The organism is Nocardiopsis sp. JB363 (assembly GCF_900143625.1).
GTDB lineage: Bacteria > Actinomycetota > Actinomycetes > Streptosporangiales > Streptosporangiaceae > Nocardiopsis.
Map to the genome: position 1 here is coordinate 50499 of NZ_FRFF01000131.1, position 23149 is coordinate 73647.

Below are 23149 nucleotides of genomic sequence, written 5' to 3' on the forward strand. Positions count from 1 at the left end.
TGCGCGTCCTCGGGATCGCTATTGGGTGATCTCGTCCCAACCCGTCTGGAGTTCCTCCCTCAGTTCGTCGGCGTCGATCTCCTCGGCCAGGAACCTCTGGTAGGCCGGGGTGGCGACGGTGTCCTTCCACTGCGGGTAGGCGTCCACGAACAGAAACGGCGAGGACTCCAGGTGGTCGGCGGACTCGAGGATGGCCTCCCACCCGGGCTCCTCGGCCAGGGAGGTGCCCATGATCTCGCGGGCGGACTCGGTCGCCGGGATGAGGGCGTCGGCCTCGTTGAGCTCGGCGAGGTTGTCGGTGGAGGCGAAGTATTCGAGGAATTCGGCGGACTCCTCGATGTGCTCGGAGTCGACGTTGACCGAGAGGGTCTGCGGGTTGGCCGCCTGCCACGGACCGGCCGGCCCCTCCAGCGGGGGCAGGACGACCCAGTCGAGGCCCTCGGGCGCGTCGGCTTCGATGTTGGCGGCCTGGAACGACCCTTGGACGGTCATGGCGATGTCCTCGGCGTAGAAGGAGGCGAGCACATCGGAGCCGGCCTGGGTCAGGCTGACGGGTTGGACGGACTCGTCGTCGTGGGCCATCTCCCCGACCAGTTCGGGCAGGGCCATCTCGCCCTCCTCCATGATCAGGCCCGCGTCGGATCCCGCACCGTCGAAGAAGGTGCCTCCGAAGGCCGGTGCCATGGACATGAACGCGGCCGTCGGACTCGACAGGCCCCAGCCCAGGCCGTACTGGTCACCCGAAGTGGTGGCCTGGGAGATCTCGCGTAGTTCTTCCCAGGTCATGGTCTCGCCCTCGGGCACCCGCACCCCGGCGTCCTCCAGCAGACCGCGGTTGGCGAAGACCACGTAGGACTGCAGTTCCGTCGGGTAGGCCACGACCTGTCCGTCGACGGTCACCGAGTCCAGGATCCCGGAGGGGATGTCCACGCGCATGGCGTCCGACATCAGGTCCGACAGGTCGGCGAGGTAGCCGTCGACCGCGAAGGGCACAATGCCCGCGGCCTCGTAGTGGATGATGTCCGGTGCGGCGCCGCCGTTGAACTGGGTGATGAGCTTGTCGTAGACACCGTCCCAGCCGGCGGGGACGATCTCGACCTGGACGTCGGGGTGGTCCTGGTTCCAGGACTCGACGATCTGTTCGGTGGCCTCGATGGCCGCGGGCTGGTCCGAGAGCGACTGGAATTCCAGCGTGACCGCACCACCGTCATCCCCGTCACCTCCTCCGCAGGCGGTGAGGAGCAACATCGTGGCCGGAATGGCCGCGATGGACGCGACTCGGGTGTTCATGGGGGGTCCTTTCCTCAAGGGGAGCGGGGTAGTGGGGGTCGGACGGGTGCGGCGGGTGGCTCAACCCTTGACCGCGCCGGCCATCAGGCCCCCGGTGAGCTTCTTCTGCAGGAGGGAGAAGAAGACGATGCTCGGGATGGCGGCCAGCACCGATCCCGCGGCGAGCGGGCCCAAGGCGACCTTGCCCTCACCACCGATGAACATCTTCAGCGTGATGGGCAGGGTGTAGTTCTCCGGTGACTGGAGCAGTACGAGGGCGAAGAAGAACTCGTTCCAGGAGGAGACGAAGGCGAACATGGCGGTGGCGACCAGGCCGGGCAGCAGCAGGGGCAGCACGATCCGGCGCAGGACTTCCAGTCGTCCCCCGCCGTCCATGGCTCCGGCTTCCTCCAGGTCGACCGGGATTCCGGTGACGTAGCCCTGGAGCATCCACAGCGCGAACGGCAGTGTGTAGGTGGTGTGCACCAGGACCAGGCCGACGAGGCTGTCGGTCAGGCCGATGGTCCGCAGCACCAGGAACAGGGGCAGGATGATGAGGATGACGGGGAAGACCTGACTGATCAGGATCCAGCCGATCCCGGACGCCCGGACCAGCCCCTTGAGTCGCGCCAGGACGTAGGCGGCGGGCAGGGAGATGAGGATGACCAGCGCCGTGGAGGAGAGGGCGACGAGCAGGCTGTTCCACGCCGAACGCACCAGGCCTTGGCGGGCCAGCGCCTGGACGTAGTTGTCGAAGTGCCATTCGCGGGGCAGCAGGCTCACGGTGAGCGAGTTGAGTTCGGCGGAGGTCTTGAGCGAGGCCGAGAGCAGCCACAGCAGCGGGAAGCCCAGGAAGAGGATGTAGCAGACCAGGGCCGCGTACTGGGCGGGTCGAACGAGAGAGCGCACGGTCATCTCACCTTGCCCTTGTCGTCCTGGCGGAACTGCGACCACAGGTAGAGGGCCAGGAGCAGGACCACCACGGTCACGAGCACCACGCCCATCGCGGCGGCGTAACCGATGTTGCGGTTCTTGAACGCCTCCAGGTAGGTGAAGAGCATCGGCAGCATGGTGCGGCCGCCGGGCCCTCCCTCGGTGAGGACGTAGACCAGCGAGAACGAGTTGAAGTTCCAGATGAAGTTGAGGGAGGTGATCGAGGCGATGATGGGACGCAGGCTCGGCAGGGTCACGTCCACGAAGCGGCGCCACGCGCTCGCCCCGTCCATGGAGGCGGCCTCGTGCAGTTCGTCGGGGATCTGTTGGAGTCCGGCGAGCAGTGTCACGGTGGTCTGGGGCATGCCCACCCAGACGCCGACGACGATGACGGCGGGCAGGGCCGTCGTGAAGTCTCCGAGCCAGTTGATGTCGCCCGGAAGGCCCACACCGTCCAGGACCGCGTTGAGCGGACCGGCGTTGGGCGAGTAGATCATCTGCCACATGATGGCCACGACCACCGGGGGCATCGCCCACGGGATCAGGGCCAGCACCCGGGTGAGCCCTTGGAGCCTCAGCCCCGAGTTCAGCAGCAGGGCCAGGCCCATGGCGGCGACCAGTTGGAGCAGGGTGACCGAGACCGCCCAGACCATGCCGATGCGGAACGACTCCCAGAAGAAGCCGTTATCGAACAACTTGGTGAAGTTCTCGAACCCGACCAGTTCGTAGTCGGGACTGCGCACCAGGCGGGCGTCGGTGAAGGCCAACGCCACGCCCATCACCAGCGGGGCGACACTGAGCACCAGGATCGGTAGCAGCGAGGGCATGACCAGCGCGGCCGCCTCACGACGGCGGTTGCGGGCCATGCCGCCGGGGCGAGGTCTCCGGTGGCCTGGGGTGCGGCGGCCGGTGGGCGGGCCGCCGGGCGAGGAGGTTCTCCCGCCCTTGGTGGGGTCCTTGGAGGACAGGGTTCTCACGGTGAGTCCAGGGAGAGGGGTTCGATGTCGTCGGGTAGGGCGGTGGGGTCGGTGGACTCCCGAACGACGAGCTCGGGCCCGACCTCGATCTGTCGTGTCCGCTCGTGGTGGCCCTCGGCCAGGCTCAGCATGATCCCGGCCGCGGCCCGTCCCCGCTCGGCCGAACCGAGGGAGACGCTGGTCAGGCTCGGCTGGAAGACCCGGCCGAACTCGGTGTCGTCCATACCGGTGACGGCCAGGTCACCGGGGACCGTCAGTCCGCGTTCGCGTGCGGCGCGGATGACGGCGATGGCCAGCAGGTCGTTGGCGGCCACCACCGCGTCGAGCGGACGCCCCTGGGTCTCGCCGGCCGCGAGCAGACGCCGGGCGGCGACCACTCCGGCCGCGACGGTGAAGTCCTCGGCGACCTCGACGGCCCCGCCCTGGTGCGCGGCGTCGAAGCCGCGCTGTCGTGCCTGACCGGGGGTGGTGTCGAGGGGACCGTTGAGGAAACCGATACGTCGCCGGCCGAGTTCGCGCAGGTGGTTCACGGCTCGGGCGATGCCGTCGGTCGAATCGGTGGAGACCGAGTCGAGGCCGTGTTCTCCGAGGGGACGACCGACGACCACGACGGGGACCTCCTGTTCCCGCAACGCCTGGATGAGGGCGTCGTCGGTGCGCAGTGGAACCAGGATCATCCCGTCGACGAAACCGCCGCTGAGGCTGCGGACCAGCTCGGTGGTGGAGGTCGTGGTGTCCCCCGTGGACATCACGACCACGCGGTACCCGTGCGGGGCCAGTACCTGATGGATGGCGGCCATCATCTCGACGTAGACGGGGTTGCCGATGTCGGCGACGGCGAAGGCCACCTGGAACGTCTTCTTCATCCGCAGCGAGCGCCCGATCGCGTCCGGGCTGTAGCCGAGTTCGGCGGCGGCCGCGCGGACGCGTTCGACCATGGCCGCGCTGGCTCCGCCGCCGTGCAGGGCGCGGGAAGTGGAGGACAGGGAGACCCCTGCCCGTTCCGCCACCTGGATCAGGGTCGCTCGCGAGGACGTCATGATGGCTCCAGTCGAACCGAGGGGGATCGGAAACGTTTCCAGCCGTGTCGGAACGCGACTCCGGAGGGGTTCTGGAAACGTTTCCGGGAAACCTACTGTCCTCGCCCGGAGACCGTCAAGTCAGACATCAGACCTCGGTCAGGCCCCGCGGACCAGACAGAAGGGGTGACCGGCCGGGTCCAGGAAGACCCGGAAATTGTCCGGGGCGGGCTGGAGGTCGGTCTTGCGGGCCCCGATCCCCAACACCCGCCGCTCTCCCTCGTCCAGGTCGGGGACGTCGAAGTCCAGGTGGAGCTGCTGGGGATGGGCGTCGCCGGGCCACTGCGGTGGCACGTGACCGGGAGCCTTCTGGAAGGCGATCGTGGCTCCGACCTCACTCGCGAGTTCGATCCAGCCATCGTCCTGCCACGGCTGGATCCGCCATCCGGTGATCGAGGCGTAGAACTCGGCCAGGGCGACGGGGTCGCGGCTGTCGATGGCGACCAGGCTGAACTTCGCGATCGGACTCATGGGAAGCGACGCTGTCACGGCGAGGCCACCCGGTCAATGGGTTTTTCGGCCCGGTGAACCTCATCGTTCTCCCGCACGTACCGCTCGGCCTGCCCTGGTGAGCACGACCGCTCAGCGCCGCCATGGCGATGAGCAGCAGCGCCGTCCCGCATAGCGACATCGACCCCGGATGCGATCACTCCTCGTAGTCCCCCTCGTCCGGGCTGGATCCGGGTGTCCGGGTTGTTGCGCCTGGTGGAAAGGTCGTCAACGCCGGTTGGAAGACCAAGCCCGAGCTCGGGATCCAGATCGGTTCCGGTGGCGACTCCGGCCAGGCCGAGCCGGCGAGCGAGGGCGAGAACCAGGAGCGGGAGCGGCGTTCGTTCCCGCTCCACCATTGTCCCGCACCTGTTCACCTGCGGGCCGGGGCGTCGGTGGACTACCGTCGGAGGGGAGAGAAGGGCGTTCGCTCTCCATGGGAGCGAGGGCCCGCACCCGAGCATTCATGGGACGAGCACATGCGGTTCCAGGTCTTCGGTCCGATGCGGATCCACGCCGATGGTCGGGCCACGACCGTCAGAGGGCGTCTACAGCGGGTATTGCTCGGGGTCCTGCTGTGCCGGGCCGGTGCCATGGTCCCCACCGACGTCCTGACCGAGGCGATGTGGGATGGACGGGACGCCGCGCGGGCCGCGTCCAACCTGCACATCCACGTGCACCGGCTGCGTCGGCTTCTGCCCGACCCCGAACGGTTGATCTCCGAACCCGGCGGCTACCGGCTCGCGGTCCACCCCGGGGAACTGGACGTCGACCACTTCGAGGCCCTCCTGGACGAGGGCATCACCCTGCGCCCGCAGGCGCCCGACCAGGCCGCCGAAGTACTGCGCCGGGCCCTGGACCTGTGGGACGGGCCGCCGTTCGAGGGGGTCGACGCCCCTCCCCTGGCGGACCGGACCCACCGGTTGGCGGAGCGGCGCCTGGTCGCCCTCCAAGAGCTGTACACCGCCGAACTGGCGCGCGGCCGACACTCCGCCGTGCTCGGCGAACTCGTCGAACAGGTGCGGCGCAACCCGCTCCACGAACACCTGCACGCCCTGCTGATGGTCGCCTACCAGCGTGACGGGCGCCCCGGCCGGGCCCTGTCCGCCTACCACGAGGCCCGTGGGGTCCTGTTGGCCGAACTCGGGCAGGAACCCGGTCCGGAGTTGCGCCGCGTCGAACAGCAGGTCCTGGCCGGGGGCACCGTCGACCTGGCCTCCCCCGGCGGCGGACGCACTCCCCCGGCTCAGCTACCGCACGACGCTCGCGGCTTCACCGGGCGCGAGAGCGAACTGGAACGGTTGGACGGACTGCTCACCGAACGACCACCGGTCCCGATCTGTGTGGTCTCCGGCAGCGGCGGGGTCGGCAAGACCACCCTGACCACGCGCTGGTCCCACCGGGCCCGGGACCGGTTCCCCGACGGACAGCTGTACGTGGACCTGCGCGGTTACGGTCCGCGTTCGCCGATGTCGGCCGAGGACGCGCTCGCCGTCTTCCTGCGCGGATTGGGGGTCGAGGCCGCCGCGATCCCCACCGGGGTGGACGAGCGGGCCGCCCACTTCCGTTCCCTGGTCGCCGGTCGACGAATCCTGGTCTTGTTGGACAACGCCCGCACCGCCGACCAGGTCCGGCCCCTGTTGCCGGGAGGATCGACCGCCCAGGTGCTGGTCACCAGCCGCAGCTCCCTGTCGGGGTTGGTGGCGCGCGAGGGCGCGCGGCGCATCGCCCTGGAACGACTCCCCCGGGCCGACGCCGTGGAGCTGTTGCGCACCCTGATCGGGACACGGGTGGAGGAGGAACGGGCGGCCGTCGCCGAACTGGTGGAGCGGTGCGCCCGGCTGCCGTTGGCGCTGCGGGTGGCCGCCGAACTGGTCAACTCCGGGCCTGGACGGAGCATCGAGGCGCTGACGGCGGAACTCGCCGACGCACAGCACACCCTGGACGTCCTCGACGCCGATGGCGACGAGAGCGCCTCGGTCCGAGCGGTGCTGTCCTGGTCCTACCGGCAGCTGCCGTGCGAGAGCGCCCGCGCCTTCCGCCTGCTCGGTGAGCATCCCGGCCACGACCTCGACCTGTACGCGGCGGCCGCCCTGACCGGGTCGGACCTGCCCGGGGCCCGGACGGTGGTGCGCTCCCTGCTCCGCGCCCACCTGCTGGAGGAGTCCGGACCGGGCCGGTACGGGATGCACGACCTGTTGCGCGCCTACTCCCTCGACCTGGGCCGCGAGCACGACACCCGGGCCGAACGCCGGACCGCCGCCGAGCATCTGTTCGAGCATTATCTGCACACCGTGTCGAGCGCGACGCGTGCCGCGCACGACCGGGCCGGGCCTGCCCTGGGACGGGCTCCGGCCCGGCCCGAGGTGGTCCGCGGGTTCGACACAGCCGACCAGGCGATCGGCTGGCTGGACGTCGAACGCGCCAATCTGGTGCGTGTCACCCGTTACGCCGCCCGGACCGGGTCGCTGCGCGAGGCGGTCGACCTGGCCGGATCACTGCGTCGGCACCTCAGCATGGGCGGCCACCACGACGAGGCGCTCGCGGTGCATCGCACCGCACTGGAGGCAGCGCGCCGGCTGGGCGATCTGACCGGGGAGGCGACCGCCAACCGCTGCCTGGGATCGGTGTACCGACGCTTGGGTCTGCTCGATCGGGCGACGACGTACATGCACCGCTCCTACGACTGCCTGACCCGCACCGACCAGGACCCGGAATCGGCGCTCCAACTCATCCAGCTCGGTGTCATGTGCGTGTTCCTGGGCCGCTACACCGAGGCGTTCGACCACCTGTACCGGGCACAGGAGCGCTCGGCCGGGCTGGGGACGGACGGCCGGTCCGGGCAGGTGGCCGCCCACACCTACCTGGGCCACTTGCTGCACATGCTGCGCCGCGACGAGGAGGCGCTGACCCACCTGTCCCAGGCCCTGGACCTGGCCGAAGGGGACGACTCGGGGCGACGCACCGACGCCGAGGTGGTCTCCGGTTGGGTGTACGGGACTCTGGGCGACGATCACCGTTCCCGACGGCACTTGGAGCTCGCCCGTTCCCTGGCGCGCGAGACCGGCAACCGGTTCGTCCAGGCCTGGGTGCACCCGCTGGCCCTGGTGTACTGGCGGGCGGGGATGCGCGCGGAGGCGTTCGCCTGCGCGGAGGAATGCCTGGCGGTGGCCTTGGAGCACCAGGAACGGCTCATCGAACCCAGCGCCCGCAACACCCTCGGTGAGCTGTACCGGCACGACGGACGGCCCCACGAGGGTCTGGCCCAGCACCACGCCGCGCTGGAGGCCGCCGAGACCGCCGGGATCCGCTACTGCGAGGCCAACGCCCACGCCGGGATCGGCGACGCCCACAAGCTGCTCGCCGAGCACGAGCCGGCGATCGACCACTGGAAGCGGGCGGTGACGCTGTTCGACCGGCTCGGGGTGCCCGCGGCGGAGGGCGTGCGATCCCGGATCGCCATCGGCTGAGCCACCCGCCGCACCGGTCCCTTCACCTCGTGCAAGCGGCGTGCAAGGTCACGGTCGCACCATGGCCGGATCCGGTGCCGACAGGGGCGCGCCGGAACCGCGAACGTCAGGGGAAGCGATGACCACGGACTACGCGTTCGATTCCGGCACCGACCTGGGCAAGGGGCAGCTCGACCTCCTGTCGGAGATGTTCGACGGGCTGAGCCGGGACTTCATCGGAGCGGTGTCCGCCCGGCCGGGACAGCGCTGCCTGGACCTGGGCGCGGGCAACGGTTCGCTCGCCCGGTGGATGGTCGAGCGGGTCGGCCCCACCGGTGAGGTGCACGCCGTCGACCTGGACACCACCCACCTCGACGCGCCCGGCGCCCACGTGCACCGGCACGACGTCAACGATGGACTGCCCGACGAAGGTCCCTTCGACCTGATCCACGCCCGCCTGCTGCTCCTCCACCTCGAACGTCGTCGAGAGATCCTGACCGAACTGGTGGGCGCGCTGGCCCCGGGCGGCCGGCTCGTGTTGGGCGAGTTCACCCACCCGCTCACCGTGCCGTTGGCCGCGCTCACCACCGCCGACGCGGAGCTCTTCGACAAGGTGGTGGGCCCCGGGCTCGGGAAGGTGGCGCCCAGCGCCGGACAGGACTATTCCTGGGGCCGCGGGATCGACTGGGCCATGACCGAAGAGGGACTGACCGAGGTGGACTCGATGGAGTACCACCACACCGCGCTGGGCGGTTCGACCGGGTGTCGGTTGTACGCCAACTACGCGGCGCAGATGGCGCCGCCGTTGCGCGCGCTCGGTGTCACCGACGAGGAGTTGCGCCGGCTCCACGAACTCCTGCACGACCCGCGGCTGCGCGTCCAGTTCTTCCCGTTCGTGTGCGTCCGGGGACGTAAACCAGGGGCCGACCCGGGACCGGTCCGGGAAGCGTGAAGGGGTGCCCGGATGAGCGGGACGGGCGCGAGGGTCACGCCGGCCACCGCTCGCACCCCGGAGGTCGGCGGCGGCACCCACGTGGTCCGAATCTCCGTACGGCCTGCCCTCGGGGTGGTGCCACCCCGAGGGCAGGCCCCGGTACGCGGTCAACGACTCAGGCCGAGGCGCGCGCCGCGTCCGTTCCGCTCCGTTCTTCGGAGGGCTCGACGGGTTCGGCGTCGGGGTCGCTTCGCAGGCGCCGCACCAGGGGGGCGAAGACCACGGCCACCAGGGCCAGGCAGCCGCCGACGAGGAACGCGTCCTGGGTGCCCTGGACCTGGGCGGCGACCGCGTCGGCCGTGCCCGCTGCGGCGGCACCGATCGACATGGCCGTCACCAGTACGGCCACACCGGCGGCGCCCGCGAGCTGCTGCAACGTGTTCATGATCGCGCTGCCGTGAGAGTAGAGCCTGCGCGGCAGCGAACCGAGGGCGAGCGTCATCAGTGGGGTCATGAGCATCGCCATACCGACGCAGAACACCACGTGCATGGCCACGACCACCGTGATGGAGGTCTGGGCCGTCAGGGTGCTCAGCCACCATTGTCCGGCGGCGAGCAGGACGGCGCCGGGGACGACCAGGGGCAGCGGTCCGACCCGGTCGTAGATCCGGCCGATGACGGGTGAGAGCACGCCTTGGATCAGCCCACCCGGAAGCAGGAGCAGGCCGGTGGTGAGCACGCTCAGCCCCAGGCCGACCTGGAGGTGGATCGGCAGCACCATGACGGTGCCGAGCATGGTCGCCATGCACACGGTCACGATGATCAGCGAGACGCGGAAGTTGCGCACGGCGAAGGGGCGCAGATCCAACAGTTCGCCGCCGGTGCGGGTCAGGGCGCGCTGGCGCAGGACGAACAGCACCAGGGCGACCACACCGACCACCAGGGCCACGAGCGGGACGACGCTTCCGTCGGCGAGCCCCTCGGCGGAGGCCAGACCGTAGACCAGACCGCCGAAACCGATGGCGGAGAGCAGGACCGAGAGCGTGTCCAGCGGCGCCTTCTCGGTCCGGTCGCTCAGGCGGATGAACGCCAGGCCGAGGGCGAGCGTGATCAGGGCCAGGACCAACATGAGACCGAACACCCAGCGCCACCCCAGGGCCTGGGTGATGGCCCCGGAGACGGTGGGACCGATGGCCGGGGCCACGGAGATGACCACGGAGTTCAGGCCCATGACGGTGCCGCGGTGGGCGACCGGCACCAGTCGCAGGGTGGTGGTCATCAGCAACGGCAGGATGATCGCGGTACCGCAGGCCTGGACCACGCGGGCGAGCAGCATCATGGCGAACCCGGAGGCGACCACGGCCAGCGCGGTGCCGGCGATGAACAATCCGATCGCGGTGAGGAACAGCGCGCGGGTGGTGAACCGGCGCAGCAGGAAGCCGGTGGTCGGGATGACCACGGCCATGGTGAGCATGAATCCGGTGGTGAGCCACTGCACCGTGGTGGCGCCGACCCCGAAGTCGTTCATGAGCTGGGGCAACACCACGCTGAGGACGGTCTCGTTGAGGATCATCAGCAGCGCGGAGATCGCCAGCACGGTGATGACGGGTGTCACCCGGTCCTGCCTTGTTCCGGCGGGATCGGGTGCGTCGTGGTCCGGGAGCCGTTCCCGGTCGTCGGCCTGGGTCATGAGGGCCTTCCTTGTGTGACTACAGCCCTCATCATGTCACTTTGTGCCATGTTGGCAGACCATGACAGGATGGTTTGTGGGCAGCGTCACCGCACGTGAACACGTGCTAGGAAGGAACCCATGAACGACGACGTCCCCCAGGACCTGCGCTCACGGCGCCGCCTCGACACCCGCCAGGAGATCCACCGCGCGGCACTCGAACTCTTCGAGGAACGAGGGGTCAGGGAGACCACCGTCCAGCAGATCGCCGAACGCTCGGGGGTCTCCTCCCGCACCTTCTTCCGGCACTTCGCCACCAAGGAGCAGGCCGGCCTCCCGGGCCAGCTGCGTCTGCTCCGGGCGATCGAGACCTTGGAGGTCACCGGCACGGATCCCGACACCGTGCTGCGCGACGTCGAGGCGGTATTGGAGGGGGTGATGGGTCGCGAACACGACCCCGAGCGGGAGGAACACCGCAGGGTCGCGCGACTGCTGTCCGGGGACTCCGAGCTCAGGGCTCTGGCCGCCGCCCAGGAACGGGGGCTGGCCACGCGCCTGCGCGAGCGCCTCACCGGGCAGCTGGACGGGCCGGACCCCACCACCGTGCTGCTGGTGGTGGAGGTGGCCGTGGCGGTGTGGAGCACCTGTTGGGAGCGTTGGGGCGAACTGGCCGCGCAGGGCCGCGAGGAGGACCCGGTGGAGTTGTACCGTCGATGCCGGTCGGAGCTGCGCCGTATCGTCGGCTGAGCCCCGACCACGGCACCGGTTCGTCAGGGGCGGGTTCGTCGGGAGCGGGTGCGTCAGGAGCGGTGGACGGTGAGGCTGTCGGCGGCCGCGGAAGCGGACTCGGCGCTCACCGACCCGGTGCGCGCGAACTCGCCCCACACCTGCCGCACCGCGCGGCCACGCCGGTCGAGTTCCGCCCAGGAGGTGCGGCCGACCAGGCTCGCCCGTTCCCAGGCCTTGCGCGTGCCCAGCAGCAACGGGAGGTCGGTGATGTGCGCTGCCCCGAACGGGCTCCCCTCCGGCCGCCAGGTGAAGGTGTAGCGCACCGCCCGGCCGCCGGCCCGACGATGGCGGCGCGCGAAGCCCCGCACGGGCCCGGTGTAGATGACCCAGGTGGTGAGGCGCACCAAGGCCCGGCGCAGGGTGGAGCCGATCACCGGCAGCTCGGACATCCTCTTGATCGGGGGCAGGAACTCGGCGAACAGGCCGGTCTCCTCACTGGTGGCGCCGACGAGCACGTCGATCCGGGGCGCCGCCTCGCGCCAGGCGCGGGTACGGAGGGACTCGGGGGGCAAGGGATCGTGCCCGTAACGCGTCCCGAACGGCATGGCGCTGGGCAGCCCGAAGCCCCTGCCGGCCTCGACCGCCTTCTCCTGCCGGGCGAGCATGTCGCGGGTGTCCGTCTCCGGGGTGAGGGCGCCCACCACCCCGGCCATCGCCTCGTACATGCGGTCGCGTCGGCTGAGGATTCCCAGCGGGGCGCTCTGCACGATCGCGCGCCGGAACAGCCCTTCGGCGCCGCGGCTGATCATCAGGTGGGCGACGGCGTCACCACCGGCGGACTGCCCGAAGAGGGTGACCTGGTCGGGGTCGCCGCCGAACGAGGCGATGTTGGCGGCCACCCAACGCAGCGCCGCCACCTGATCGAGCAGGCCGAGGTTGGCGGGGGCGACACCGGGCAGACGCAGGTAGCCCAGGACACCGAGTCGGAAGGTGACCGACACGACGATGACCCGTTGTTCGCGCACCAGCCGGGCCGGGTCGAAGATCGCCAGGTCGCCGGAGCCGGTGACGTAGGAACCGCCGTGGAACCAGACCAGGACGGGCGGACGCTCGTCCTCGGCCAGGTCGACGGGGACGGTCACGGACAGGTGGTGGCAGTTCTCGTCCTGGCGGCCGGTCGGGATGCCCTCGACCGCCCCGGAGACCACCCGGGAGGTCAGCTGTGGGGAGGCGGGCGCGGCCTCGGTGGCCTCGAAGGGTTCGGTGAAGGGCGGGACCGGCGTGGGAGCCCTGAACCGTTCGGCCCGCGCGTAGGGGATGCCGAGGAACCGAAGGACCCCGCCGCGTACCTTCCCCACGATCGGGCCCGCGGGGGTGTCCAGGTGGTGGTGTTCGTCCCTGGAGACGGAGGTGGATTCGGTCATGGCAGCTCCTGCGTTCGCCCAGGGTCCGTGGTCGGACCTTCGGTCACCCGAACGACGGTACCCGCCAGGGTCGGTCGGGTCTCGCCGGCAGCGCGGGGCCGTTCGGGCCTCGTGCGGCCGGCGCTTCGAGAAGGCCGCGTCCAAAAGGAGCGTCCACTGCGCCAAACCGAGATCGGACGGCCGGAGAGAGATCGGACCGCGGAACCGACCAGGGGAACATGCGAGAGGCCCTGACCAACCTCCGGTTGCTCCGGAACTTCATCGTGGAGCACTTGACCGAACAGCTCGACGCCTATGACCAGGTGATCCGTCTCCTCGCGGAAGAGCCGGGCGAGAGAGCTCAGGGCCACACCCTCGCGTGTTCGGCGCCACTCTCCTCTGTCGCTCCCATGCTGGTGAACGCGCGTAGACTCCTTCGGGTCGCCCTGTCGCCAGGGCCCATGGCCGTCCCCCGCTTCGGCGTCGCAGTGACGGCTTTCTCTATACCCGAACCGCCCTTCGGCGTGCCCGGTTCCTTTCTCCGACCGAGGAGACTCCTCTTCTTCATGTCCTCCACCCAGCGCACACGTGTGCGTGAAACCGGGCGCCGACCCGACCCCTGGGTCATCGGTATCTCCGGTGGACTGTTGGTCCTGTTCGTCGTGTTCGCCCTGACCCGGCCCACCATCGTGAACACCGCGGTCGACGCGGCCTTCGCCTGGTCGACCCGCTGGTTCGGTGCGTACTGGCAGGTCCTGCTCCTGGCCACCCTGGTGGTCGCCACCATCCTGGCGTTCTCCCGATACGGACGCGTGCGGATGGGCGGCCCCGTCACCCCCGAGTTCGGTTGGTTCCGGTGGGTGGCGATGGTCCTGACCACGCTGCTGGCCGCCGGCGGGGTGTTCTGGGCCGCCGCCGAACCGCTGGCCCACTACGTCGACCCGCCGCCGCAGTACGCCGACGTCTCCGGTGGCCTGGACGGCGCCGCGATCGCGTTGGCGCAGACCTTCACCCACTGGGGTTTCGTCGGTTGGGCGATCGGCGGTTCGCTGGCCACCCTGGTGATGATGCGCGGGGTGGAGAAGGGTCTGCCGCTGCGGCCGCGCACCCTGCTCTGGCCGCTTCTGGGCGAGAAGGTGCGTACCCACTGGCTGGGCACTGTCGCCGACATCAGCTGTGTACTGGCGGTGGTCGCCGGAACGGTCGGCCCGATCGGCTTCCTGGGCCTGCAGATGTCCTACATCGGCACCGAGATGTTCGGGTTGGACTCCGGGTACGGGACCCAGGTGGCGCTCATCGGGGGACTGACCTTGATCGCCACGGTCTCGGTGCTCAGCGGGGTGGACCGCGGTATCCAGTTGCTGAGCCGGATCAACGTCTGGGCGGCGCTGGTGCTCATCGTCTCGATCGTGGGACTGGCCTCCCTGCCCTACGTCATCGACCTGTTCCTGCAGGCGAGCGCGGTGCACGTACGCGAGTTCGTGCCCATGTCGCTGTACCGCGGCGACGACGCCTGGCTGGGGTACTGGACGCTGTTCTTCTTCGGTTGGTTCATCGGGTTCGGGCCCTTGATGGCGATCTTCATCGCGCGGGTCTCGAAGGGCCGCACGATCCGGGAGATCTACGTGGGCGCCACCGTGCTGCCCTCCGTGGTGACCATGGTGTGGTTCACCGCTCTGGGCGGTACCGGCCTGTGGCTGGAACAGCGCGACCCGGGGGTGATCTCCGGCCCCTACACCGAGCACGGTCTGGCCGCCGCCGCCCTGTCCATCGTCCAGGCGCTGCCGTTCAGTTCGGTTCTGGCGGTGATCATGATCGTGGTGACGCTGATCTTCTTCGCCGCCACGCTGGACGCGATGTCCTACGCCGTTTCGGCGTCGAGCATGCGCGAGGGCGAACCGCACGCCGTGGTGCGGGCGTTCTGGTGTGTGGGCATGGGCGCCACCGCGGTGGTGCTGTTGACCGTCGGCGACAACGGGGTGCAGGCGTTGCAGTCCGTCATCGTGGTCACCGCGGTACCGGCGGGCCTGGTGCTGTTGCCGCCCCTGTGGGGCGCCCCGCGTCTGGCCCGGGAGATGGCCGTCGAGCAGGGGATCGTCACGTCGATCGAGCCGCGGCGGGTCGAGGAACCCGAACGGGAGCCGGTCGGCTGACCGGCGGAGGACCAAGGAGGACGCCAGGAAGCGGGGGCCGCGGCGAGCGGCACCCGCCGCGGCCACCGCTTCCGGAACCCGTCCCTAGGCTCGACGGCCGGTGAGGGCGAGCAGGCGGGTCTGTGGATCGGCGTCCTCCCCGACCGGGACCGGGTCGGCGAACAGCCCGCTCGCCGCCAACTCCTTTTCCTGTCCCTTCATCCACGTGAGCAGTTCGGCGACCAGATCCGGGTCGAGATTCTCGTCCGCCCCGATGGCACGGGCCAGATCCCACGCGTGCACGGCCAGGTCGAAGGTCATCTGCCACAGGTACAACTCGGCCGGAGACTCCCCGAAGGACAGGTGGACCCGCTGTTCGAGGGCGGACGGGGCGAGCCATGCCGTGCGGGACTCACGGGCCGCCACCGACCAGGTGGCGATCGGTTCCTCCCCGAGGTTGTCGCCGTCGAACCGGTCTCCCACGTCCTCGGTCCGAGCCCCGTCCAACAGGTGGGGCACCCACAGCTGCTCGGTGGTCAGGTGGTCGACCAGGTCGTGCACGTCCCAGTCCGAGCACGGTGTGGGCAGGGCCCAGTCGGTGAGCCGTACCGCCTTCACTCGGCGGTCGAACTCCTCCATCGCGGTGCCGTGCAGATCGATCAGCGGTGTCACAGGGCCTCTTCCCGGGTTTCGGTGTTCTCGCCGAGGCGGCCTACCCGGTGGCGGGCTGGTCCACACCGGTCCGCCCTCTACCCGTAACGCTCACCTGTCAGACTGGGTCGCCACGAGGAGCGAAGGCCGACCGACAAGGAAGACATGCAACGCGGTTACGACATCGTCCTGTTCGGCGCGACCGGGTACACCGGCGCGCTGACCGCCGAGTACCTGGCGGAGAACGCACCCCGCGAGCTGCGGTGGGCGTTGGCCGGGCGCAACACCGACAAGTTGGAGGCCGTGCGGGCCGAGTTGGCCGAGATCGATCCGGACCGGCCCACCCCGGACCTGCTGCTCGCCGACGTCGACGACACCGCTTCCATCCGTACCCTGGCCGCCTCGGCCCGGGTGGTCATCACCACGGTCGGCCCCTACGCGGAGTACGGCGAACCCCTGGTCGCGGCGTGCGCGGCCGAGGGCACCGACTACGTGGACCTGTGCGGTGAACCGGCGTTCGTGGACCGCATGTACGTGCGCCACCACGCCACCGCACAGAGCACGGGCGCGCGGATCGTGCACGCCTGCGGGTTCGACTCCGTCCCCTACGACCTGGGGGTGCTGTTCACCGTCGGGCGATTGCCCGAAGGCGTGCCCCTGCACGTGGAGGGGTTCGTCCGCGCGCAGGGCAACGCCTCGGGCGGCACGCTGCGTTCGGCGGTGGGCGCCTTCTCCGACCCCGTGGGCATGATGGCCGCCGCACGGGACCGCCGGGCGATGGAGGGCTCGCCCGAGGGCCGCAGGGTGCGCATCGACCGGAGCGGGATCCCCCGCACCCGGTTGGCCCGGGGGTGGACGCTGCCGATCCCCAGCCTGGACCCGCAGGTGGTGGTGCGTTCGGCGGCGGCCCTGGAGCGTTACGGCCCCGACTTCAGCTACGGGCACTACGGGGCGTTCCGCCGGTTGGCCGCCGCGGTGGGCGCGGCCGGCGGTGCCGCCGGGGTGATGGCGGCGGCCCAGGTGCCGGCGTTGCGGGAGCGGTTGTTGTCGCTGCGCTCCCCCGGTGAGGGTCCCAACGAGGAACAGTTGGCCGGCGGTTGGTTCACCGTGCACTTCGTGGGTTCGGGTGGCGGCCGTCGCGTGCACACGCTGGTGTCGGGTGGCGAGCCCGGGTACGGGGCGACCTCGGGGATGCTCGCCGAATCCGCGCTGTGCCTGTGGCGGGACGAGCTGCCCGAGACCTCCGGGCAGGTGACCACGGCGGTGGCGATGGGCGAGGCGCTCATCGAACGCCTGCCCCGGGCCGGGGTGGGGTTCGAGGTGCTCCGGACCTTCGAGGACTGAGGGGATTCCAGGCCTGAGGGGATTCTCGCGACGGTGAGAGCGCGCACGGTGAGCACCGTGCGCGCTCTTTCGTTGGGGGTCTTGTGCTCGCTGTGCGTTCCGCGCAGCATGTACGGGTCACCGGCCGGCCACGGCCATCGCCGAGCACACGCCACCGGCCTTGTCCCGGACCACCACGTCGTACCCCCGAACGCGAGCGGCACGACCACCTTCGTCGTCGAACGCCCCACCGACCACCGGTGCGAACCGGCTCGCCCTTCCTGCCGCGTACCGCCACTCCCCTCTCCGCGCAGCCCCTCCCCGCAGACCATCGAGGGGCGCGCCAGGCGAAAGGTCGCCCCATGGAACCCCAGCTCCTGGCAGCCCTGCTCATCGGGGTCGCCGTCGTCGTCGCGGTGATCCTGTGGACCCGCCTCGACGCCTTCATCGGGCTCCTCACCGGAGCCCTGGTCACCGGTCTGATCGCCGGTCTGGCCCCCGCCGAGGTCCTCGCCATGGTCACCGGCGGTTTCGGCAGCACACTGGCCGGGATCGGCATCGTCATCGCCCTGGGCGTGATGATCGGCAAGGTGCTGGAGGAGAGCGGTGGCGCCGACGCCTTGGCCAAGGCGTTCGTGCGCCTGGCCAGCAAGGGGCGCGAGGACGTGGCCATGGCCGCGACCGGGGCCGTGGTCTCGGTACCGGTCTTCTGCGACTCCGGGTTCGTGATTTTGCACCCGTTGGCCAGGTCCTTGGCCCGTAAGTACGGCAAACCGCTGGTGGTGGTCAGTCTGGCCCTGGCGGGCGGGCTGTCGGTGACCCACCACATGGTGCCGCCCACGCCGGGCCCGTTGGCCGCGGTCGGTCTGCTGGGCGCGGACATGGGATTGGTCATCGTGGCGGGGACGTTGTTCTCGCTGGTACTGCTGCCCGTGGTGGTCGTCTACACCCGTGTGGTCGGGCCCGGGTTGGAGCGCCACCTGGATCCGACCCTGGTCGCCGCCCAGGGCGGAGGTTCGGGTGGAGCGGGTTCCGAGGGGACCGGGATCATGGTCGACGGGCGCGACATCGCCGATGAGCCGGATGACCCGGGGATCGGCGCGTTCAGGGCGAGTGTTCCGCTGCTGTTGCCGTTGGTGCTCATCATCGCCAACACCGTCACCACGGCCGCGGCGGAGGGCACCCGTCTCGCCCAGGTGTTCGGTGTGGTGGGCGAGCCCGCAGTGGCCCTGCTCATCGGGTTGGTCATCGCCGTGTACCTGCTGCCGCCGCGCGGGACCCGGCGCACCACGGTGGTGGGCTGGCTGACCACGGCCGCCGCCTCGGCCGGGATGATCGTGTTCATCACCGGGGCGGGTGGGGCATTCGGTGAGGTGCTGCGCGGCTCCGGGGTGGGCGAGGCGCTGGCCGAGGCGGTCTCCGGCTGGGCGGTGCCGATGTTCCTGCTCCCGTTCATCATCGCCGGCTTCGTCCGGGTCGCCCAGGGTTCGGGGACGGTCGCCATCATCACCTCCGCCACCCTGAGCGCTCCCATCGTGGAGGCCGCGGGGATGAGCCCGACCCTGGCGGTGCTGTCGGCCTGCGCGGGTTCGATCGTCTTCTCCTACTTCAACGATTCCTATTTCTGGGTGGTCACGCGGTTCACCGGGCTGTCCGGTGTGCCGGCGCTGAAGATGTGGAGTGGGATGACCACGACCCTGTGGTTGGCGTCGCTGCCGCTGCTGGGTGTGGCCGCCCTGATCCTGGGCTGAGACCGTTCCCGAGCCGGTGCGGAATCCGATCCGAAGGGGGGTGCGCGTGGCCGAGGTACTGGTGGTCGCCGACGACCTGACCGGGGCGAACGCGACCGGGGCCCGCTTCGCCCGCCTGGGGATGCGAGTGGGCACCATCGCGCCCGCCCGGGTGCGCGAGGTCCTGACGGCCTACGACGTGATCGTGGCGAACACGGGTAGCCGGCAGTCGTCGGCGGAGGAGGCGGCGGCGCGGGTGGGGTCGGTGGTAGCGGCGGCCTGGCCGGTCGCGCTGGTGGTCAAGCGGACCGACACCACGTTGCGCGGCAACGTCGGCGCCGAGGTGGACGCCGCCTGGGGTGCGGTGCGCGCACGTGTGCCCTCGACGGTGCCGGTGCGGGCGCTGTTCGTGCCGGCCTTCCCCGCGTCGGGGCGGGTGACCGTGGACGGGCGCCAACTCCTGGACGGGGTCCCGCTGGAACGCACCGAACTGGCCGTGGACCCGCTCGACCCGATGACCACCAGCGACGTGGTGGCGATCCTGCGTCGACAGAGCCGGGCAGCGGTGCGGCACGTCCCGTTGCGCCACGTCACCGGGACCGGCCTGGTCGACGCCCTGCGCGCCGGCGACGAGCCGGTGGTGCTGTGCGACGCGCTGACCGAGGAGCACCTGGTCGCCATCGCGCGGGCCGCCGCCGAGGCGCACCGTCGGGACGGCACGGTGTGGGTGTCGGTGGATCCCGGTCCCGCCGGTGCGTTGCTGGCCGAGGCGTCGGGACTGCACGACCGTCGTGGGGCGGGCGCTCCGGGACCGCTGCTGGCGGTGGTGGGCAGCGCCACCGCGTCGACCCGCCGTCAACTGGAGGTGGTGGCCGGCACCGCACCGGTCCGGTTCGTCGACGTGGACGCCGCACGGTTCTGCGCCGACCCCGGTCACCGGTCGGAGGTCGTCGGTTCCCTGGCGGCGGCTCTGACGGGGGCGCGTTTCCCGGAAGTCGTGGTGGTGCGCACCACCACGGCGGCCACCGACGTGGCCGAGCTGCCGGAGCGGGCGCGGCGGGACCTTCCGGCCCTGCTCGCCGAAGTCGTGGCCCGGGCGATCGAGGACGCCGGGCACACGCCCGCCCCGGACGGCACCCCGCGTTCTCGCCCCGGTGGGCTGTTCACCACTGGTGGGGAGATCACCACCGCCGTCCTGGACGCCTTGGACGTGCGGGTGTTCGAGGTACGCGGTGAGGTGCTGCCGTTGGCCGTGCACGGTGTCCTGGACGGCGGCCCGTTGGACGGGGTGCCGGTGGTGACCAAGGGCGGTTTGGTGGGCGATGACTCCGCCCTGCGTTCCTGTCTCGAACAACTCCGCGAGAGCGCGCGCGAGCGGCCGTTGCGGGTACGTACCGAGGTGTCCGAACCGGATGCCCGCGGTGGAACACGGGCGGAACGTTCCGGCACCCACGTGTCCCGCTCCGAAGCCGGGGTTCACCGGGATGGACCCGGCCCGACCCACGACCCCGAACCCCCTACCCATCCGACTGACATGGAAGGAAGGCGATCATGAGCGAACGTCCCCTGCTGGCGATCAGCGTCGGCGACCCGGTCGGGATCGGCCCCGAGATCACCGTCCGCACCCTGGCCGAACTCGGCGGCTCGGCGCCCGCGCGGGGGGTGGTGGTGGCCGATCCCGCGGTGCTGCGTCGAGCCGCCGCGGTGTGCTCCCTGGACGTGCGGGTGCGCGCGGTGGACCTGGAGGCGCTGCCCCCGGAAGAGTGCGGGGTGATCGACTGCCTGGACATCGGGGCGCTCGGGGAGACCGAACTCCCTTGGGGGAAGGTGGACGAGCGGGCCGGCCGGGCGGCGGTGCGGGCGGTCACGGTGGCCACCGAGGCGGCCATGGCGAGGAGGGTCGACGGGATCGTCACGGGCCCCATCAACAAGGAGGCCATCTGGGCGGCGGGCAGTGAACATCTGGGGCACACCGAGATGCTCGGGGCCCTGACCGGCACCGAGCGGCAGAACACCATGTTCCTGGTGCGCGGCAAGAGCATCTTCTTCGCCACCCGACACCTGTCTCTGCGGGAGGCCCTGGACCGGATCGGGGTGGAACAGCAGGGCGCGGCGATCGAGGAGGCGTTGACCGCGCTGCGGGTGTTCGGGCACGACGAACCGCACCTGGCGGTGGCGGCGCTCAACCCGCACGGGGGCGAGAACGGGGCGTTCGGCGATGAGGAGATCGCGCACATCGCCCCGGCGGTGGAACGGGCCCGCGCGGCGGGGGCGCGGGTCACCGGACCGGTCCCGGCGGACTCGGTCTTCCACCAGTTGCTCACCGGGCGGTTCGACGGGGTGCTCTCGCAGTACCACGACCAAGGGCACATCGCCGCGAAGACCGTCGACTTCGACGGCACGATCTCGGTGACGGTGGGGTTGCCGATCCTGCGCACCTCGGTGGACCACGGCACCGCCTTCGACATCGCCGGGCAGGGGGTGGCCGACCCGGGCACGATGCGTTCGGCGTTCCTGCACGGCGCCGAACTGTCCCGCTACGCCCACCGGATCCGCGCCGAGTACGGCGGCTGAACCGGCCGGGGGCGGGCCCCGGACCCACCGACTCACGACCTCCGAGGAATTCCGGAGACCGCGCGGCACGCCAGGGTGAGCGCTACGGCGTCCTCGATGACCGCGCCCTCCCAGGCCGGGCGGGACTCGCTCCACCAGGAACGCCACCGCACCCCCACCACGGCGCCCACCGGAGCGGCCGCCGCGGCGACGACGGCGGCCGGGAGCACGGGACCGCCCAGGTGTCGGGCGAGCAGAGCCCCGCCCCAGGCTCCACCGAGCACGCGCGACAGCAGGGCCGGCGCCGCCGTGCGGGGCGGGATGCCCGGCGCCTTGTCCACCGCGAACTCACCGGCGATGGTCAGCGCCAACAGACCGCGTCGCGACGTTCGTTCCTCGCGGGCCCACAGCGGTGCGCAGGGGCCCAGGGTGCTGCGCGCACCCGCGGCCAGCCCCAGGGCCAGGGAACGCGACAGGATCCGGGATGTGCTCATGATCGCCTCCTCGACGTGGCTGCGGCGAGTATCGCACCGATCCCCGCACCGGCACCGAACGACGTGCGGGGCACCTGTGTCCCGGGCATGGAGCGGTTCGATCCGCAAGGCAGAGCCTGACACCCGCGGTCCGAAAGCGGGGCGACCGCTGGGAACGGGCCCGGGTCAGGGGTCCACGTGCAGGGCGTGGACGCCCTCGGTGGTGGCCAGGACGATGACATCGTCGGGGGCCGCCACCAGGTCCTCCAGTTCACCCGGCCAGGTCCCCGGGACCTCCGTCACCGGTTGCCCCGGTCGGTCCAGCCATCGCACCCGCAGGTGGTCCAGGTACCAGCCGCCCAGCCCTTCGGGGCGGGCGTCCTCCTCCTGGTAGACGGCGACCGCCTCACCGGCCCACTCCACCAGCGAGGTCAGGGTGCGCGGACCGCCGAGTTCGGCGACCAGCTCCAGGTCGGGCAGGGAGTGCACGCGCCCGGCGACCGCGAGCAGAGAGCGCCCGCCCACGCGGGCGGCCACCGTCTCGGAGTCGGCGTGGCTCTCCACCTCGCCCAGGTATTCGCCGTCCTCCAGGCGGTAGACCCGCTCGCGGGGGTGCTCGTAGTCGGCGAGGATGACCGGGTCGAACCCCGGATCCTGACCGGGCGCCACCAGGTAGTCTCCGGCGAACGACATCCGTTCGCCACGGGCCTCGTGGCCGGGTCTGGAGTCGGCCAGGTCCGGCACGGTCGCCCCGGTGTAGGGGTCCACCGCCCACCATCGGGTGCCGCCGTCGCCGTCCTCACCGAAGAGGAAGACCACCGCCTCCTTGTCCACCACCCGCAGGGCGACGTCGTCGGGCCACCGCTCCCCCGGCTCGGCCAGGTCGGTCTCCAGCAACGGACTGCCGGTGCGGGGGTCGCGCACGCTCACCGACCGGCGCGAGGCCTGGACCAGGACGGTGCCCGGCCAGTCCTCGCCCTCGGGGGCCACCGCCAGGTTGACCGGTCCCTGGGCCTCGAAGGCGGTGCCCAGGGGACGCAGCGAACGGGCGTCGAAGGCCCGCGCCTCGTAGCGTGACTTGCGCGGATCGGTGCTGAGGTCCACGTCGCCGTGCACGAGGACCGTCCGGTCCGCCAGGAACAGGCGCGGAAACCGCAACCCCCTGCGCCACAGCCGTTCCGCGCGCACGAGTCGCCCTCCCCGTCGTCCCTGGGTACTTCCACGCCAACACGACGTTATCTGTTGCGGCGAGGGGCCGTCCTCCCCTTGGGGAAGACGGCCCCGACGACCGGACCACATCGCTCGTTCGGTAACGGTACCGGAAGCGGGGCGGTCTTCCCCGGGGAGAGCCGCCCC

At 70.9% G+C, this 23149-nt stretch carries 18 protein-coding genes; 8 read left to right on the plus strand and 10 right to left on the minus strand.

Annotated features, from left to right (window positions below; translation table 11 throughout):
* Positions 1 to 18 precede the first annotated feature (18 nt).
* The 5 genes from BQ8420_RS19355 to BQ8420_RS19375 all read right to left on the minus strand — a co-directional run bounded on the left by BQ8420_RS19355 (position 19) and on the right by BQ8420_RS19375 (position 4729).
* A complete protein-coding gene (locus BQ8420_RS19355; protein ID WP_087100548.1) occupies positions 19 to 1290 on the minus strand; it encodes an ABC transporter substrate-binding protein in 1272 nt (423 codons plus the stop codon).
* Between the two features lie 60 nt (positions 1291 to 1350).
* The gene (locus tag BQ8420_RS19360; protein ID WP_087100630.1) at positions 1351 to 2178 is read right to left on the minus strand and encodes a carbohydrate ABC transporter permease; all 828 of its coding nucleotides are present in this window, start codon (positions 2176 to 2178) and stop codon (positions 1351 to 1353) included.
* A 2-nt stretch (positions 2179 to 2180) separates the two neighbouring features.
* The gene (locus tag BQ8420_RS19365) at positions 2181 to 3179 is read right to left on the minus strand and encodes a carbohydrate ABC transporter permease (protein WP_235006371.1); all 999 of its coding nucleotides are present in this window, start codon (positions 3177 to 3179) and stop codon (positions 2181 to 2183) included.
* On the minus strand, positions 3176 to 4219 hold the full coding sequence (locus BQ8420_RS19370; protein WP_087100550.1) for a LacI family DNA-binding transcriptional regulator: 1044 nt from the start codon (positions 4217 to 4219) through the stop codon (positions 3176 to 3178). Before BQ8420_RS19370 ends, BQ8420_RS19365 begins: the two co-directional genes overlap by 4 nt.
* Before the next feature lie 138 nt (positions 4220 to 4357).
* Positions 4358 to 4729: a VOC family protein gene (locus BQ8420_RS19375; RefSeq protein ID WP_087100551.1), complete on the minus strand. Its 372-nt coding sequence runs from the start codon at positions 4727 to 4729 to the stop codon at positions 4358 to 4360.
* Between the two features lie 497 nt (positions 4730 to 5226).
* Here BQ8420_RS19375 and BQ8420_RS19380 point away from each other — a divergent pair, with 497 nt between their 5' ends.
* Entirely contained in the window at positions 5227 to 8217 is a 2991-nt protein-coding gene (locus BQ8420_RS19380) for a BTAD domain-containing putative transcriptional regulator (RefSeq protein WP_087100552.1), read from the plus strand.
* 118 nt (positions 8218 to 8335) lie between these two features.
* Positions 8336 to 9148 (plus strand): class I SAM-dependent methyltransferase, encoded by an 813-nt coding sequence (locus BQ8420_RS19385; protein WP_160049367.1) that lies wholly within the window; start codon positions 8336 to 8338, stop codon positions 9146 to 9148.
* A 157-nt stretch (positions 9149 to 9305) separates the two neighbouring features.
* Here BQ8420_RS19385 and BQ8420_RS19390 read toward each other — a convergent pair whose 3' ends face one another.
* A complete protein-coding gene (locus BQ8420_RS19390; protein ID WP_087100554.1) occupies positions 9306 to 10820 on the minus strand; it encodes an MDR family MFS transporter in 1515 nt (504 codons plus the stop codon).
* A 120-nt stretch (positions 10821 to 10940) separates the two neighbouring features.
* On the opposite strand from BQ8420_RS19390, the gene BQ8420_RS19395 reads away from it, so the two are divergent.
* Positions 10941 to 11546 (plus strand): TetR/AcrR family transcriptional regulator, encoded by a 606-nt coding sequence (locus BQ8420_RS19395; protein ID WP_087100555.1) that lies wholly within the window; start codon positions 10941 to 10943, stop codon positions 11544 to 11546.
* A 53-nt stretch (positions 11547 to 11599) separates the two neighbouring features.
* On the opposite strand, the gene BQ8420_RS19400 is transcribed toward BQ8420_RS19395, so the two are convergent.
* Positions 11600 to 12952, minus strand: coding sequence for a carboxylesterase family protein (locus tag BQ8420_RS19400; RefSeq protein ID WP_087100556.1), 1353 nt, complete (start codon positions 12950 to 12952; stop codon positions 11600 to 11602).
* 545 nt (positions 12953 to 13497) lie between these two features.
* Here BQ8420_RS19400 and BQ8420_RS19405 point away from each other — a divergent pair.
* On the plus strand, positions 13498 to 15084 hold the full coding sequence (locus BQ8420_RS19405) for a BCCT family transporter (RefSeq protein ID WP_087100631.1): 1587 nt from the start codon (positions 13498 to 13500) through the stop codon (positions 15082 to 15084).
* Between the two features lie 84 nt (positions 15085 to 15168).
* On the opposite strand, the gene BQ8420_RS19410 is transcribed toward BQ8420_RS19405, so the two are convergent.
* Positions 15169 to 15735: a TIGR03086 family metal-binding protein gene (locus tag BQ8420_RS19410; protein ID WP_087100557.1), complete on the minus strand. Its 567-nt coding sequence runs from the start codon at positions 15733 to 15735 to the stop codon at positions 15169 to 15171.
* Between the two features lie 144 nt (positions 15736 to 15879).
* Between BQ8420_RS19410 and BQ8420_RS19415 the strand changes: the two genes are divergently transcribed.
* The 4 genes from BQ8420_RS19415 to pdxA all read left to right on the plus strand — a co-directional run bounded on the left by BQ8420_RS19415 (position 15880) and on the right by pdxA (position 21341).
* Positions 15880 to 17058: a trans-acting enoyl reductase family protein gene (locus tag BQ8420_RS19415; protein ID WP_087100558.1), complete on the plus strand. Its 1179-nt coding sequence runs from the start codon at positions 15880 to 15882 to the stop codon at positions 17056 to 17058.
* A 341-nt stretch (positions 17059 to 17399) separates the two neighbouring features.
* A complete protein-coding gene (locus BQ8420_RS19420) occupies positions 17400 to 18788 on the plus strand; it encodes a GntP family permease (protein WP_087100559.1) in 1389 nt (462 codons plus the stop codon).
* A gap of 46 nt (positions 18789 to 18834) precedes the next feature.
* Positions 18835 to 20322: a four-carbon acid sugar kinase family protein gene (locus BQ8420_RS19425; RefSeq protein WP_087100632.1), complete on the plus strand. Its 1488-nt coding sequence runs from the start codon at positions 18835 to 18837 to the stop codon at positions 20320 to 20322.
* The gene (gene pdxA, locus BQ8420_RS19430; RefSeq protein WP_200815996.1) at positions 20319 to 21341 is read left to right on the plus strand and encodes a 4-hydroxythreonine-4-phosphate dehydrogenase PdxA; all 1023 of its coding nucleotides are present in this window, start codon (positions 20319 to 20321) and stop codon (positions 21339 to 21341) included. The genes BQ8420_RS19425 and pdxA overlap by 4 nt, the downstream gene beginning before the upstream one ends.
* 32 nt (positions 21342 to 21373) lie before the next feature.
* Here pdxA and BQ8420_RS19435 read toward each other — a convergent pair whose 3' ends face one another.
* Complete coding sequence (locus BQ8420_RS19435) at positions 21374 to 21814, minus strand: hypothetical protein (RefSeq protein ID WP_087100560.1); 441 nt, start codon at positions 21812 to 21814, stop codon at positions 21374 to 21376.
* 165 nt (positions 21815 to 21979) lie between these two features.
* Positions 21980 to 22981, minus strand: a complete 1002-nt coding sequence (locus BQ8420_RS19440; RefSeq protein ID WP_087100561.1) for a hypothetical protein — start codon at positions 22979 to 22981, stop codon at positions 21980 to 21982.
* Between the last annotated feature and the right edge of the window lie 168 nt (positions 22982 to 23149).